This window comes from Pseudomonas sp. 22515, from assembly GCF_052044625.1.
Taxonomy (GTDB): Bacteria; Pseudomonadota; Gammaproteobacteria; order Pseudomonadales; family Pseudomonadaceae; genus Aquipseudomonas; species Aquipseudomonas alloputida.
This window is the reverse complement of record NZ_JBQENN010000015.1, coordinates 134757-147334: the sequence shown is the minus strand read 5'-3', so window position 1 is coordinate 147334 and position 12578 is coordinate 134757. Positions and strand designations below refer to the sequence as shown.

Genomic DNA, 12578 nt, shown 5'->3' with positions numbered 1-12578 from the left:
CAAGGCCGCTCCCACAGGGATCCCCAGCTTTTAGAAATTGAGCAAGACAGTTGCTCCCACACGTTCGACTAAACCGGTTCAATGTCAGGCAACCCGTCGGATGCGGCTTTTGCCAGCGCGGCCTCGGGTGTGGCTGAACAGGTCTTTCGGGTCGTCCTCAACCCACGGCACCAGGTCGATCTTGGCACCCATTCCGCGCTTTTCGGCTTGCTGTAGTACGTACCGTAGTACGGTGTAGTCTTCGAGGGCGAAGCCCACCGAATCGAACACAGTGACCTGGCTGTCGCTTTGTCGGCCCTCAGTTTCTCCGCAGAGCACGCGCCACAGGTCGACCACCGGAAAGTCCGCCGGCAGCTGCTGGATCTCACCTTCGATACGGGTTTGTGGTTCGTACTCGACGAACACCCGCGCGTTGCGCAGCACATCGGCGTGCAGCTCGGTTTTGCCTGGGCAGTCACCGCCCACGGCGTTCAGGTGCATACCGGGCTCCAGCATGTCGGGGGTAATGATGGTGGCGTAGGCCTTGTCGGCCGTCACCGTGGTGATGATGTCCACGCCTTTCACTGCCTCGGCTACCGAGCTGGCTCGGCGGATGGTCAAGCCGCTGTATTCCTTGAGGTTGGCGATTAGCTTGGCGGTGGCCAGCGGGTCGGTGTCGTAGGCGACGATTTCTTCGATGCCCAGGTGCTTGTGGAAGGCCAGGGCCTGGAATTCGCTTTGCGCGCCGTTGCCGATCAGCGCCATCTTGCGCGCGTTCGGGCGGGCCAGTGCCTGGGCTGCCATCAGCGAAGTCGCTGCGGTGCGCAGGGCGGTGGCGATGGTCAGTTCGGACAGCAGCACCGGGTAACCGGAGTCGACATCGGCCAGTACACCGAAGGCCATCACCGTATGCAGGTTGCGTGCAGTGTTGGCCGGGTGGCCGTTGACGTATTTGAAGGCATAGCGGCTTTTGTCGGCGACCGGCATCAGTTCGATCACGCCCACTTCCGAGTGGCTGGCAACGCGCGCGGACTTGTCAAACGCCTGCCAGCGTTTGAAATCGTCCCGCAGGGCAGCGGCAAGCTCGCCAATAAACGGCGCTACGCCAATGTCATGCACCAGGTCCGACATGGTTGGAACATCAATGAAATACGTCATGCTCTTGCACCTTGTTATTGTGCGCTTGCCCAGCAGTGCGGGTTAAGCGCTTGAGATTATCGAAGTGAAGCCGCATGAACATTGTGATGACAGGTTGCGCCAATCAGAAGCATACAGGTTGTCAGTTTTGTCAGGCTTCTGGACAATCTGCCAACCCAACGTAGCAATCTGATTATTTGGCAGGCTTATGGACACGATCGATCGGGAACTGATTGCACTGTTGCGGGACAATGCACGTACCCCTGTGCTGACCCTGGCAAAAAAGCTGAAGGTGGCCAGGGCAACGGTGCATAACCGCATTACCCGGCTTGAAGAGCAGGGTGTGATCATCGGTTACACGGTACGTTTGCGCTCCGATGCGCTGGACCAGGGGGTGCGGGCAATCACCAGCATCGGCATCAGTGGCCACCATGCCGCAGAGGTCAAGCACGCGCTGCGCGGGCATCCCAATGTTGTGGCCATCCACACCACCAATGGCCGCTGGGACCTGATGGCAGAGCTGCGCGCCGACACCCTCGAAGCGTTCGACCGGGCGCTGAACACCATCCGCTCGATCCCGCATATCGAGAACACCGAGACCAGCATCCTGCTGTCGACCTACAAGATGTGACCGCTGAGCCAGAGAGGGGTATTGCATAAAAAGCTGCTGGCCCTGCTGCAGTCGGTCTGCGGCCTGGCGGCACTTCAAGGTTGGCGCTCAGCCACCGCTCGCAACGTACGCAACGTCACCACCGGCGTATCCACCACAAACCGGTTGGCCAACCACCCCGGCACATCCCCGGCAGGGGCGGCCTGCAACTGGTAGGTCACCTCGGTCACCCGGTCACCCAGCGGTTTCATCTGCCACACACCACTCAGGTGCTCTACCCGGATCAGGCCGTCAACCCTGGGGATCCTGTCGGGATCGGCGCTCAGGTGGCGCACCAGGGTACCGTCGACCAGGCGTTCGCTGGTCACTTTCAGCACGATGTCCCGTGGCCTCGCCGGCCAAGGCAGCTGGGTGGTCAGGTACACCCAGGTGTTGTCACCCTCCACATCCAGCAGCCGCATCTGGTCACAGGCGTACAGCCACTTGCAGGCCACCCGCAGGTTATCCTGCAGGTCAGTGAGCGTGCGCAGGCTGGCTTTCATGGTGCTGACACCACGAAACTGCTGGTAGGGCGAGTCGCCTGCATCTTTCAGGTACACGCGAATGCCTTCGCGGTCGTAGGCCAGGTGCCAGTCATCGGCGGCCAGGGCCGAGGCGCACAGCAGCAAGGCCGCGAGCAGCAGGCAGCGGTTCATGGCCGGTACCCTGCAGGGGTGGGTATTTCAGTATGCGCGGCAAACAGAAAGCCCGCCAGGTTGGCGGGCTTGCGGGCATCAGCCTGGGCTTAGCGCTTAGGGTTCAGCGTCAGGTGTACGTGACGGTTCACGTCCTTGTACAGCAGGTAGCTGAAGTTGCCTGGGCCGCCGGCGTAGCAGGCTTGCGGGCAGAAGGCGCGCAGCCACATGAAGTCGCCGGCTTCCACTTCGACCCAGTCCTGGTTCAGACGGTACACTGCCTTGCCTTCCAGCACGTACAGGCCGTGTTCCATCACGTGGGTTTCTGCGAACGGAATTACACCGCCCGGCTGGAAGGTGACGATGTTCACGTGCATGTCGTGGCGCATGTCGGCCATGTCGACAAAGCGGGTGGTTTTCCAGCGGCCTTCGGTGCCCGGCATCTCGATGACGGTGGCGTTGTCGCGGTGGGTGACGAAGGATTCCGGCACGTCCAGGCCTTCAACCTTCTGGTAGTGCTTGCGCAGCCAGTGGAAGGTGACGTTGGACTTGCTGTTGTTACGCAGGCTCCACTCGGCGCCCGGGGCCAGGAAGGCGTAGCCGCCAGGTACCAGGGTGTGGTGTTTGCCTTCGACGGTGATGTCCAGTTCGCCTTCGACGATGAACACCACGGCTTCCGCATCGGCGTCCAGCTCAGGGCGCTCGCTGCCGCCTTCCGGGGCCAGTTCGACGATGTACTGGGAGAACGTTTCGGCAAAACCGGTCAGCGGGCGGGCGATGACCCACATGCGCATCTTGTCCCAAAAGGGCAGGTGGCTGGTGACGATGTCACGCATCACGCCTTTAGGGATGACGGCATAGGCTTCGGTGAACATGGCACGGTCAGTCAGCAGCTCGGTTTGAGCCGGGTGCCCACCGTGGGGGGCGAAGTACGAATGGTTCGACATGGACGATCTCGACTTGTTGTTCTCTCCCCATGCCTTGAACCGCACCGGCCGGTGCGGCGCAGGGGATGTGGCCACAGAATAGGGTCGAGTGCGTGCCATCCACAAATTAAATGTTGGAATACCCGGTATTTGATCACTGAATGCTGACCTGACGCCCAACGTGCCGTTCGGGCAGCTGGCCGCCGCGGCCGAACAGCTTGTGGCGCAGGGGGCCCTCGGTGTAGCTCAGCGGGTAGCGGCCGCGCCGTTGCAGCTCGGGCACCAGCAGGTCGACCACATTGGCCAGGTCGTCCGGTTGCACGGCGTAGGTCAGGTTGAAACCGTCGATGCCGGTATGGTCCAGCCAGGTTTCCAGCTGGTCGGCCACCTCGCTGGCAGCGCCGATCAGCACGGGGCCGCGACCGCCCAGGCCAACGAACTCGGCGGCTTCGCGTACGGTCCAGCGGCGAGTGGGGTCGGCGGCGGTAAAGGCTGCCAGGGCGGCACGGCCAGCATCGTTCTCGACGTACTCGATCGGTGCATCGGGGTCGAGGCCGGCGAAGTCGATGCCGGTCCAGCCTGACAGCAGCGCCAGGGCAGCGTCCAGGTCGACATAGCGGCGATAGTCGTTAAAGCGGGCCTCGGCCTCTTCCCGCGTGGGGGCGACGATCAACAGCGCCTGGGCGTAGATCAGCACTTCGTCACGGCCACGCCCGGCCGCTTCGCAGGCCTGGCGGATGCCGTCGGCGTAGCGGCGCAACACCGTCGGCGTTGGCCCGCTGATGAACACGCATTCGGCATGCCGTGCGGCAAACTGCTGGCCGCGTGCCGACGCACCGGCCTGGAACAACACCGGGGTGCGTTGCGGCGACGGCTGGCACAGGTGCATGCCGGGCACCTGGAAGTGCTCGCCCACATGGTTGATCGGGTGTACCCGCGAGGGTTCGATATAGCGCCCGCTTTCACGCTCCAGCAGCACGGCGTCGTCGTCCCAGCTTTTCTCCCACAGCTTGTACAGCACCTGCAGGTATTCCTCGGCCAGGTCGTAGCGTTGGTCGTGGCCCAGTTGACGCGCCAGGCCGAGGTTGCGCGCAGCGCTGTCCAGATACCCGGTGACGATGTTCCAGCCGACCCGGCCATTGCTCAGGTGGTCGAGCGTGGACATGCGCCGGGCGAAGGGGTAGGGGTGTTCGTAGGTCAGCGAAAAGGTGACACCAAAACCCAAGTGCTCGGTCACCCCGGCCATCGCCGGCACCAGCAGCAGCGGATCATTGACCGGCACCTGCACGCCACCGCGCAGGGCGGCTTGCGGGCTGCCTTGATAGACGTCGTAGATACCCAGCACATCGGCGATGAACAGGGCGTCGAACAGGCCGCGCTCGAGCAGGCGGGCCAGGTCGGTCCAGTAACTCAGGCGGTTGAACGCCACACTGGTGTTGCGCGGATGGCGCCACAGCCCAGGGGACTGGTGGCTGGCAGCGTTCATGCTGAAGGCGTTGAAGCGGATCGGGCGAGGCATGGTCAGCGCGCTCCGTTCAAGGCAACACGGAAGCCGGGTAGACCGCTTCGGCCACCTGTAGCTTGCGTGGAATCAGGCCCAGGCCCTGGAAGGTGTCCGCCAGCTTCTGTTGTTCGGCAACGATCTGCGGGGTGATAGCGACGGCGTTGTAGTTGCGCCGTTCGCTGGCCACTTCCAGCACCTGGGTGCTGATCCCCAGCTGCGGTGCCAGCAGCGCGGCAACTTCGGCAGGCTTGGCGTTGGCCCACTGGCTGACCTTGCCCAGCTCGGCAAAGAAGGTTTTCAGCAGTGCACGGTGCTCGTCGGCATAGCGGGCTGTGGACAGGTAGAAGGTGCGGTTGTTGGACAGGCCGCTGCCGTCGCGTAGGTTTTTCAACCCTGGCTGGCTTTCTGCGGCGGCGAGGAACGGGTCCCACAGGGTCACGGCCTGCACACTGCCCGATTGCAGGGCGGCCACGGCATCGGCGGCATTGTTGACGTAAGCGGGGGTAATGTCCTTGTAACTGAGGCCAGCCTGCTGCAGGGCTACGGCCAGCAGGTATTGGGCATTCCAGCCGCGGCCGGTGGCCACACGCTTGCCTTTCAGGTCCTGCACACTGGCCAGGTGGTCCTGCTCGCGCACGACCAGGCCAATGCCGCGTGGGTAGGGTTGTTCGGCGGCCAGGTAGACCACAGGCTTGCCTGCGGCCTGGGCGAACACCGAGGGGGCATCGGCTGCGTGGCCGAGGTCGATGGCGCCGGTGCTCAGTGCCTCCAGTAGCTGGGGGCCGGCGGCGAACTCATGCCAGCTGACCTTCACACCTTGCGGTGCCAGGGCCTTCTCCAGGGCGCCGCTGCCTTTGAGGATGTTGATGCTGTTGAATTTCTGGTAGCCGATGCGCAGTGTCCTGGCGTCGTCGGCAATGGCTTCGGACCAGGGCAGCAGGGCGCTGGCGACGCTGGCCAGTAAACCGCCGATCAGCAGACGGCGTAGTGGGGAGAAGGCATGTTTGGGCATGGGCATTGCTCCTTGAATCGGGTGAGAGGCGATCTGCCCAGACTAAGGAGGTGGCGTTTGGCTTTCAATTTATATATTCCAGTTCGTTAGATTGTTTAGTTATTTTTATATCCTTTTGTTTTTAGTAGCGGGGTGCCTATCGTTGTTGGAGGCGCCATGGGCTGAGATCGGCGGGTCCTGCAGCACCCGTTTGTGCAGCTTTCGACATTTTTTTCACATTCGCTTGCTAGGATCCGCAACGATTCCGAGGAGCCCCTTCATGCCGCACATCCTGCGCAAGCGCAGCGCCCGCATCGCCTTGACTGCCACCTCCGGGCTGCTCGCGGCCACCTTGGGCTTCTTCGCGTGGCAGAGTTTCTACCCGGTCCAGGCCGCTACCGGCTGGGATATTGAGGTGTTGCATCGCGACGTAACCAAAGCCGCCTCGTTGTTACCGCAGGCGGATGGCAGCCTGCTGGTCAGCCGTGAACTGGATGACGGGCGGGGCAGCATCCTCAAGATCACGGCTACCGGCGAGCGCGTCGTGCTGGTCGATAACCTGTCCAAGCCCGACGGTATGGTCCCGGCGCAGGGCGGCTGGGTGTTCAGCCAGGAAGGTGGCCTGGCACCTGTCAGCCTGTCCCGCGATGGCCAGGTCACCCGGCTGTTCGACGGCGAGAGCGTGCAAGGCCTCTGGAACGAAGGCAACTATCTTTATGCCATCGAAGACCGCAAGGGCAATGGTCGCCTGATGCGCTATGACTGGAGCAGCGGGCAGCTGGAGGTACTCCGGTCCGGCCTGACCGAAACCGAAGGCCTGACCCGCTGCAGCGATGGCCGCTTGCTGTACACCGAAAAGGCCAATGGCAGGGTCCGCTCCCTGTCCGACGATGGCAGCGACCCGGTGGTGGTCGATGGTCTGCGTAACCCTACATTCTTGTATTGTGATCAACGTGGCCTATGGATCAGCGAGGACAACACACACCGTGCGCGCCTGCTGCGCATCGATGCCGATGGCAGCCAGCAAACGGTGCTGACTTTCCTCAAGGCTCCGCAGGCGATCATCGCCGATGGTATCGGGGGTTATCTGCTCGCTGAAGGTGGGCGTAACCGCGTGCTGCGCCTGACGCCCGCGCCGGCGCCCGCGACTGCCCAGCGTAACTGACTGTGCGCCTGGCTGATGATCAGTGCCCGCAGGCTGACCGCGCTGCTTGAGCCCAAGGCATCATGGCTACCCGACCAACAGCGTGCTTCCCTGCATGGCCGCGCTAACGGATAATCCCGGCATTCCAATAAACAGCCTGTGAGTGGGTATGAGTGATTCCGTAGTCGGCCTCGGCCAGCCTGAAACCGAAGGGGTGCGCAAAACGCGCAAGAACAACCCTGAGAAAACACGCGAGGACATCCTCCAGGCCGCCATCAACGAGTTCGTTCAGCAAGGGCTGGCCGGCGCCCGCGTCGACGCCATCGCCGAACGCACCGCCACTTCCAAGCGCATGATCTACTACTACTTCGGCAGCAAGGAGCAGCTGTATTGCGAGTGCCTGGTGAAGTTGTACGGGGATATCCGCAAGACCGAACAGAGCCTGGACCTGGAGTCGTTACCGGCTGAGCAGGCGATCCGCCGGCTGGTGGAGTTCACCTTCGATCACCATGACCGCAACGTCGATTTCGTGCGCATCATCTGCACCGAAAACATCCACTATGGCGAGTACGTCAAGCAGTCGCCGGCCATTCGCGAAATGAGCAGCCTGGTGCTGGAGGCCCTGGGCAACACCCTGCGCCGTGGCGTTCAGGAAGGCGTGTTCCGCGCCGGCATCGAGGTCATCGACCTGCACATGCTGATGAGCTCGTTCTGCTTCTACCGGGTGTCGAACCGCCATACCTTTGGCGAGATCTTCCAGATCGACCTGTCTGATGAGCAAATAAAGCTGCGCCACAAAGCCATGATCTGTGATGCGGTGTTGCGGTATATCCAGCTCGAGCCTCGTACCTGAGATTGCTCGAGCGCCTGGGCTGGCTCAAAGGGCCTCGGTCACTCGCCCAGCCGTTGCTCGCGCGACGGCGGGTAGCCGAAATACGCCGCATAGCACTTGCTGAAGTGCGACACCGAGACAAACCCGCAGGCCACTGCCACTTCCATTACCGACAGGTCGGAATACTGCAGCAGCCGGCGGCTCTTGGTGATGCGCAGCTCCATGTAATAGCGCCGGGGCGACGTGCCCAGCTGGGCCTGGAACAGGCGGTCGATCTGCCGCCGCGAGCGCCCGCTGTAGGCGGCCAGCTGGTCGAGGCTGAGGGTTTCCTCGAGGTTGTTCTCCATCAGCTCGACAATGGTGCGCAGGTGCAGGCTCATGGACTTCTTCGCCCCAGGACCCACCTGGCGGTAGCGCGCACCGGAGAATGACAGGATTTCCTCGACGCCTTCGGCCAGGCCATCACCATACAGCCGGCGTACCAGGCCCAGCATCAGCTCCATGGCGCCATTGGGGCTGGCGGCGCTGAGGCGGTCACGGTCGAGGGTAAAGCTGGCCGGGGTGATGCGGGTTTGCGGGCTGCGCTCCGACAGGCTGGCACGTTGCTCGGGGTGGATGCTGCAACCGTAGTCGTCCAGCACCCCGGCACGGCCAAGGAACCAGGCGCCGTTCCACAAGCCGCCCAAGGCCATGCCGTGGGCCGCGCAATCGTCCAGCAGGCGATCGAGTTCCGGGTACTTGAGTGGTGTGCGCAAGCCGCCACAGACCACCAACAGGTCCAGCTCCTTCAGCGCCGCAGCGGACAGCTCGGTGGCTACCAGTTCCAGTCCCAGGTCGCTGAGCACCCGGTCGCCGTCCAGCGACAGCGGGGTGAACTGGAAGCTGTCGGCACGTAGCAGGTTGGCCGTGACCAGTACGTCCATGGCCACCGTGAAACTGGCCATTGAGAAGTGTTCGAGCAGGATAAAGTCGACCCGATAGGGCGCCTGGGCATTGGCGCCGCTTGTTTTGAGCCGTAGCATGTTGCTGGTGCTGGTCTTTTGGCTGAACTGGCGTGGCGTGGGCACTCTGAACTCCGCTTCCTGGCTGGCCCGCAGAGTGTGGACGGTGCCCGGAGGAAAGACAATCTCCCCGGTGGCTGTGTCGTATTACAGGTCGTGTTCAGGCAAACCAGCCTGTCCTGGTGCTTTCCCGCTATGCTGACGTTCCGCCATTGAGGATGCCCCTGATGAGATATGCCGTTGTAGTGTTGCTCAGTCTGTTGCCGTTGCTGGCCAACGCCCTGGAGCAGGGCGACAAGCTTGCCCCGTTCACACTGCTCGACCAGTACGACCAGGCCTACAGCCTTGCTGCCGACACGCAGATACTGCTGGTGGCGCGCGATATGGACGGTGCCAAGCTGGTCAAGGCGGCACTGGCCGAGCAGCCCAAGGGCTACCTGGAAGCACGCGCGGCTGTATTCGTGGCCGACATTCAGCGCATGCCTGCGCTGATCAGCAAACTCTTCGCTGTCCCGGCCATGCGCGATTACAGCTACCGGGTGCTGCTCGACCGTGATGGGCGAGTGGCCAGCCGTTACCCCGGGCAGGAGGGCCAGGTGCAGTGGTTGCAACTGCAGCAGGGCGTGCTGGTCAGCCAGCGGGCGTTCACCGATGCAGCGGCGTTGAAGGCTGCACTGGAGAATGCACCACGGCAATGAGGCCCTATCGCCGCGCCTGCAAAGAGGGCGCGGTGAGTCAAATCAATCTGAACCCTCAGCGTTTGCAGCAACCCAACCCAATACATGCCATTGGGAGAGCGCTCATGGAAATCGGTACGATCTGGATCATCATCGCAGCCTTGGTCATCCTGCTGGAGATCTGGGCCATCTGGCACATCATCGGCAGTGAACGGCGCGCCGAGCGCAAGATGCTGTGGATCGTTTTCGTGGTCTACGCACCCTTCCCCGGTTTGCTGTTCTGGGCCTGGCGCGGGCCGCGGGCGGTGAAGGGCAGGGCGGTGTTGCAGGAAAAGTGACGGTTTGCGGCCTCGGGCGCGGGGGCGCCTGAGGCCGTCGAGGGTCATTTGGGCAGGATGTCGAAACGCATGGCAGGACCCAGCCCGTCCACCATCAGGCAGCCGTAGAACTTCACGGTAGACAGTACGCGCAGTTCCTTGAGCGCGTCATGGATGTAATCACGGACCAGCTTTTCAGCTTCCCGCTTGCGCTCCGCGAGGGTGGTGCCATTGAGCGTGATCATGCCAAGCAGCGTGGTTTCAATGTGCTCGACGGTGTCCAGGCCGAGCTTTTCCCGCAGGTACAGACGTGCCTGTGCCGCATCGGTTTCATCGTACGCAGGGTTGTGCGGTTTGATGGTATAGGCCAGCTGAAAATCAAATTTGCTCATTGGTTTTCCTTCTTGGTTAAAGGCCTCCATGCCGGGCTTTGCAATCTAAGGCCTGACAGCCGCTGCGCAAACACACGCTTGGTTCCAACATGACGATGCCTTGTACGAAATGTCCTACTTCAGGCTTGACCTCGAGTTAACTTAAGGTCCGATACTCCGACGCTCTTCCAACCGAGCGAGGGCTTGTCGTGACCCCATCAAACGCATTCCAGCTAAGCAACCCCGAAGGCCTCTACGACCCCAGTGGCAACGCCTACTCCCATGTCGCCGAAGTGCGCGCTGACAGCCGTCTGCTGTTCATCGCCGGTCAGGGTGGGGAGGATAGCCAGGGCCAGTTGTCACCCGTGTTCGCCGAACAGGCCCGGCAGGCGCTGGCCAACCTGGAACGGGCCCTGGCGTCGAAAGGTGCCAGCCTGGGCCAGGTGTTCAAGCTGACCCTGCTGATTGTCGAGCACTCCGAAGCGCGCCTGCACCAATGGGTGACAGAGGCCGACAGGGCCTGGGGGGCGCACATGAAACCGACCTGCACGCTGATACCGGTGCCCCGGCTGGCGCTGGACGGCATGCTGGTGGAGATCGAAGCAGTAGCCGCCGTCTTGCTCAAATCCTGAAAAGCCGGCGCGGTCGCCCGTAGGCGCGGGTTTACCCGCGAACACCGGCGTAGCCGGTGCCATCCTCCACGGTGGATTCTTCCTTGTATATCGGTGCCGGTCCTGACTAAATGCCGCTATAACAACAATCCCACTCAGAGGTGGCCACACCATGAGTTCAGGCACGACCACGCTTACCGACCGCAAGCCCAGCGCCTGGCTTTGGCCTGCCCTTTTCAGTCTGGTGGCGTTTGCCGCCAACTCGGTGTTCTGCCGGCTGGCGCTGAAGGACGGGGCGATCGACCCGGTGTCCTTCACCATGGTCCGCCTGGCCAGTGGCGCGCTGTTTCTGCTGTTGCTGATTCGCCTGCGCAGCCCGGTGCACACCATGGGCGGCAGTTGGTGGGGCGGCTTGGCCCTGTTCCTGTACGCGTTCCTGTTTTCTGCGGCGTACCTGCAACTGGGGGCAGGGGTGGGGGCGTTGTTGCTGTTCGGTGCCGTGCAGATCACTATGTTCGGCTTCGCGTGGTACAGGGGCGAACACATCACGGTACGCATGCTGCTGGGCATGCTGATCGCCTTTGCCGGCCTGCTGGTGCTGCTGTTGCCTGGCGTCTCGGCGCCGCCGTTGGCCAGTGCCTTGCTGATGGCCCTGTCCGGTGTGGCCTGGGGGGTATATACGCTACTGGGCAAAGGCTCGCCCAGGCCGCTGGCCGACACTGCCGGCAATTTTGCCCGCAGCTTGCCGTGCCTGGTGCTGCTGCTACCGATGCTGTTGCTGGGTGCCGGCCCGCACCTCACGCCACTTGGCTTGTTGTATGCCTTGGGTTCCGGTGTGCTGGCTTCTGGCGCAGGCTATGCCGTTTGGTATGGCGTGGTCAGGCAGATCAGTGCGCAACAGGCGGCGACCCTGCAGCTCAGCGTGCCGGTGATTGCCGCACTGGGCGGGGTTGCCCTGATCGGCGAGTCGGTGTCGTTGCGTTTGTTGATCGCCTGTGTGGTGGTGTTGGGCGGTATTGCCCTGGCGCTGGCGCCGCGCCGTTAAAAAAAGCTGCGCTGGGCCTTGAGCGTGACCACGCTGTCGCAATAGGTATTGATGCCCGAATAGGCATCGCAGCTCGCGCCACTCAGGCTGGAGTTGCTGTAGATCAGGTTCAGGTCGATGCCCAGCCAGGGCCGCGACAGCTCCAGCGACCAATCGGAAAAGGTATTCACCTGGCTGCCATCGCCAATGGTGAACGGCGTGCCCAGGCGGTGGTGGGCGAGCTTGACGGTGAAGTCAACGTCGAACATCGGCAGATGGCCGAAGTCGGCGAACAGCGTGCCCGTGCGGTTGTCGGGGTTGTCGCGCAGCGCCCCGCCGAAGCGGCTGCCCAGCACCGAAATCCCCCCATACAGGGCGTAGCTGTCGGGGCCTGCGATATTGGGCTGACTGTAATGGATCAGCCCTACCTCGTAGCCCAGGCTGCTGTCGAAATGGTGCTTGTAGCCCAGGTAGCTGTCCAGGCGCAGGGTCGAGTCAGGGGTGACGCCCATGCTTGGGGCGTACTGGCCCAGGTACCAGCCATTGGGGTGGCTGAGGTCGAGCCCGCCATGGAATGCGCCAACGGCGCTGGGTGAGATAAGCCCTTGCGCCATGCTGCGTGAGGGGGTGGTGCCGAGTGTGAAGTCGAAATCGCCCAGTTGGCGTTTCATCTGCTGGGCTTGCGACGCGGGGCTTAAAAGCAGCGCAGCACTCAGCAACAGAAGGGGCCTGATCATGGTCTCCGTCCTGGAAGGCTTGCGGTTGAGCGGTAGAGGATAC

The 12578-nt window shown here is 62.7% G+C and carries 15 protein-coding genes; 7 read left to right on the top strand and 8 right to left on the bottom strand.

Going from position 1 to position 12578, the window contains the following annotated elements; translation table 11 throughout:
* Positions 1-84: 84 nt before the first annotated feature.
* The gene (locus ACTJJN_RS15985; protein WP_180689834.1) at positions 85-1137 is read right to left on the bottom strand and encodes an ornithine cyclodeaminase; all 1053 of its coding nucleotides are present in this window, start codon (positions 1135-1137) and stop codon (positions 85-87) included.
* A gap of 187 nt (positions 1138-1324) precedes the next feature.
* On the opposite strand from ACTJJN_RS15985, the gene ACTJJN_RS15980 reads away from it, so the two are divergent.
* A complete protein-coding gene (locus tag ACTJJN_RS15980; RefSeq protein ID WP_003247861.1) occupies positions 1325-1747 on the top strand; it encodes an Lrp/AsnC family transcriptional regulator in 423 nt (140 codons plus the stop codon).
* Positions 1748-1821: 74 nt separating this feature from the next.
* Here ACTJJN_RS15980 and ACTJJN_RS15975 read toward each other — a convergent pair whose 3' ends face one another.
* The 4 genes from ACTJJN_RS15975 to ACTJJN_RS15960 all read right to left on the bottom strand — a co-directional run bounded on the left by ACTJJN_RS15975 (position 1822) and on the right by ACTJJN_RS15960 (position 5842).
* Positions 1822-2421: an START domain-containing protein gene (locus ACTJJN_RS15975; protein WP_279840848.1), complete on the bottom strand. Its 600-nt coding sequence runs from the start codon at positions 2419-2421 to the stop codon at positions 1822-1824.
* An 89-nt stretch (positions 2422-2510) separates the two neighbouring features.
* A complete protein-coding gene (locus ACTJJN_RS15970) occupies positions 2511-3347 on the bottom strand; it encodes a bifunctional allantoicase/(S)-ureidoglycine aminohydrolase (RefSeq protein WP_003247865.1) in 837 nt (278 codons plus the stop codon).
* 133 nt (positions 3348-3480) lie between these two features.
* Entirely contained in the window at positions 3481-4845 is a 1365-nt protein-coding gene (locus ACTJJN_RS15965) for an LLM class flavin-dependent oxidoreductase (RefSeq protein WP_070095865.1), read from the bottom strand.
* A gap of 16 nt (positions 4846-4861) precedes the next feature.
* Positions 4862-5842, bottom strand: coding sequence for an aliphatic sulfonate ABC transporter substrate-binding protein (locus ACTJJN_RS15960; protein ID WP_004577028.1), 981 nt, complete (start codon positions 5840-5842; stop codon positions 4862-4864).
* A 259-nt stretch (positions 5843-6101) separates the two neighbouring features.
* Here ACTJJN_RS15960 and ACTJJN_RS15955 point away from each other — a divergent pair, with 259 nt between their 5' ends.
* Positions 6102-6986 carry a hypothetical protein gene (locus tag ACTJJN_RS15955; protein WP_440781414.1) on the top strand — a complete coding sequence of 295 codons (885 nt, stop codon included), beginning with the start codon at positions 6102-6104 and terminating at the stop codon, positions 6984-6986.
* A gap of 148 nt (positions 6987-7134) precedes the next feature.
* On the top strand, positions 7135-7818 hold the full coding sequence (locus tag ACTJJN_RS15950; protein WP_004577026.1) for a TetR/AcrR family transcriptional regulator: 684 nt from the start codon (positions 7135-7137) through the stop codon (positions 7816-7818).
* Between the two features lie 38 nt (positions 7819-7856).
* Here the strand turns inward: ACTJJN_RS15950 and ACTJJN_RS15945 are convergent, their stop codons facing one another.
* Positions 7857-8864: a GlxA family transcriptional regulator gene (locus ACTJJN_RS15945; RefSeq protein ID WP_440781413.1), complete on the bottom strand. Its 1008-nt coding sequence runs from the start codon at positions 8862-8864 to the stop codon at positions 7857-7859.
* 161 nt (positions 8865-9025) lie between these two features.
* Here ACTJJN_RS15945 and ACTJJN_RS15940 point away from each other — a divergent pair, with 161 nt between their 5' ends.
* Both ACTJJN_RS15940 and ACTJJN_RS15935 read left to right on the top strand, forming a co-directional pair.
* On the top strand, positions 9026-9496 hold the full coding sequence (locus ACTJJN_RS15940; protein ID WP_440781412.1) for an FAD/FMN-containing dehydrogenase: 471 nt from the start codon (positions 9026-9028) through the stop codon (positions 9494-9496).
* 104 nt (positions 9497-9600) lie between these two features.
* Positions 9601-9813 (top strand): PLDc N-terminal domain-containing protein, encoded by a 213-nt coding sequence (locus tag ACTJJN_RS15935; protein WP_003247877.1) that lies wholly within the window; start codon positions 9601-9603, stop codon positions 9811-9813.
* A gap of 44 nt (positions 9814-9857) precedes the next feature.
* Here ACTJJN_RS15935 and ACTJJN_RS15930 read toward each other — a convergent pair whose 3' ends face one another.
* Entirely contained in the window at positions 9858-10184 is a 327-nt protein-coding gene (locus tag ACTJJN_RS15930) for a hypothetical protein (protein WP_017148298.1), read from the bottom strand.
* Between the two features lie 188 nt (positions 10185-10372).
* Here ACTJJN_RS15930 and ACTJJN_RS15925 point away from each other — a divergent pair, with 188 nt between their 5' ends.
* On the top strand, positions 10373-10795 hold the full coding sequence (locus ACTJJN_RS15925; protein WP_221100441.1) for a RidA family protein: 423 nt from the start codon (positions 10373-10375) through the stop codon (positions 10793-10795).
* Between the two features lie 151 nt (positions 10796-10946).
* On the top strand, positions 10947-11819 hold the full coding sequence (locus tag ACTJJN_RS15920) for a DMT family transporter (RefSeq protein ID WP_088512701.1): 873 nt from the start codon (positions 10947-10949) through the stop codon (positions 11817-11819).
* On the opposite strand, the gene ACTJJN_RS15915 is transcribed toward ACTJJN_RS15920, so the two are convergent.
* Positions 11816-12535, bottom strand: a complete 720-nt coding sequence (locus tag ACTJJN_RS15915; RefSeq protein ID WP_003247889.1) for a TorF family putative porin — start codon at positions 12533-12535, stop codon at positions 11816-11818. The two genes, ACTJJN_RS15920 and ACTJJN_RS15915, sit on opposite strands and share 4 nt — an antisense overlap.
* Positions 12536-12578 lie beyond the last annotated feature (43 nt).

Excerpts from the sequence above, each read along its gene's own strand:
- ACTJJN_RS15985 (WP_180689834.1), bottom strand. The coding sequence starts at position 1,137 with ATGACGTATTTCATTGATGTTCCAACCATGTCGGACCTGGTGCATGAC.
- ACTJJN_RS15980 (WP_003247861.1), top strand. The coding sequence starts at position 1,325 with ATGGACACGATCGATCGGGAACTGATTGCACTGTTGCGGGACAATGCA.
- ACTJJN_RS15975 (WP_279840848.1), bottom strand. The coding sequence starts at position 2,421 with ATGAACCGCTGCCTGCTGCTCGCGGCCTTGCTGCTGTGCGCCTCGGCC.
- ACTJJN_RS15970 (WP_003247865.1), bottom strand. The coding sequence starts at position 3,347 with ATGTCGAACCATTCGTACTTCGCCCCCCACGGTGGGCACCCGGCTCAA.
- ACTJJN_RS15965 (WP_070095865.1), bottom strand. The coding sequence starts at position 4,845 with ATGCCTCGCCCGATCCGCTTCAACGCCTTCAGCATGAACGCTGCCAGC.
- ACTJJN_RS15960 (WP_004577028.1), bottom strand. The coding sequence starts at position 5,842 with ATGCCCAAACATGCCTTCTCCCCACTACGCCGTCTGCTGATCGGCGGT.
- ACTJJN_RS15955 (WP_440781414.1), top strand. The coding sequence starts at position 6,102 with ATGCCGCACATCCTGCGCAAGCGCAGCGCCCGCATCGCCTTGACTGCC.
- ACTJJN_RS15950 (WP_004577026.1), top strand. The coding sequence starts at position 7,135 with ATGAGTGATTCCGTAGTCGGCCTCGGCCAGCCTGAAACCGAAGGGGTG.
- ACTJJN_RS15940 (WP_440781412.1), top strand. The coding sequence starts at position 9,026 with ATGAGATATGCCGTTGTAGTGTTGCTCAGTCTGTTGCCGTTGCTGGCC.
- ACTJJN_RS15935 (WP_003247877.1), top strand. The coding sequence starts at position 9,601 with ATGGAAATCGGTACGATCTGGATCATCATCGCAGCCTTGGTCATCCTG.
- ACTJJN_RS15930 (WP_017148298.1), bottom strand. The coding sequence starts at position 10,184 with ATGAGCAAATTTGATTTTCAGCTGGCCTATACCATCAAACCGCACAAC.
- ACTJJN_RS15920 (WP_088512701.1), top strand. The coding sequence starts at position 10,947 with ATGAGTTCAGGCACGACCACGCTTACCGACCGCAAGCCCAGCGCCTGG.
- ACTJJN_RS15915 (WP_003247889.1), bottom strand. The coding sequence starts at position 12,535 with ATGATCAGGCCCCTTCTGTTGCTGAGTGCTGCGCTGCTTTTAAGCCCC.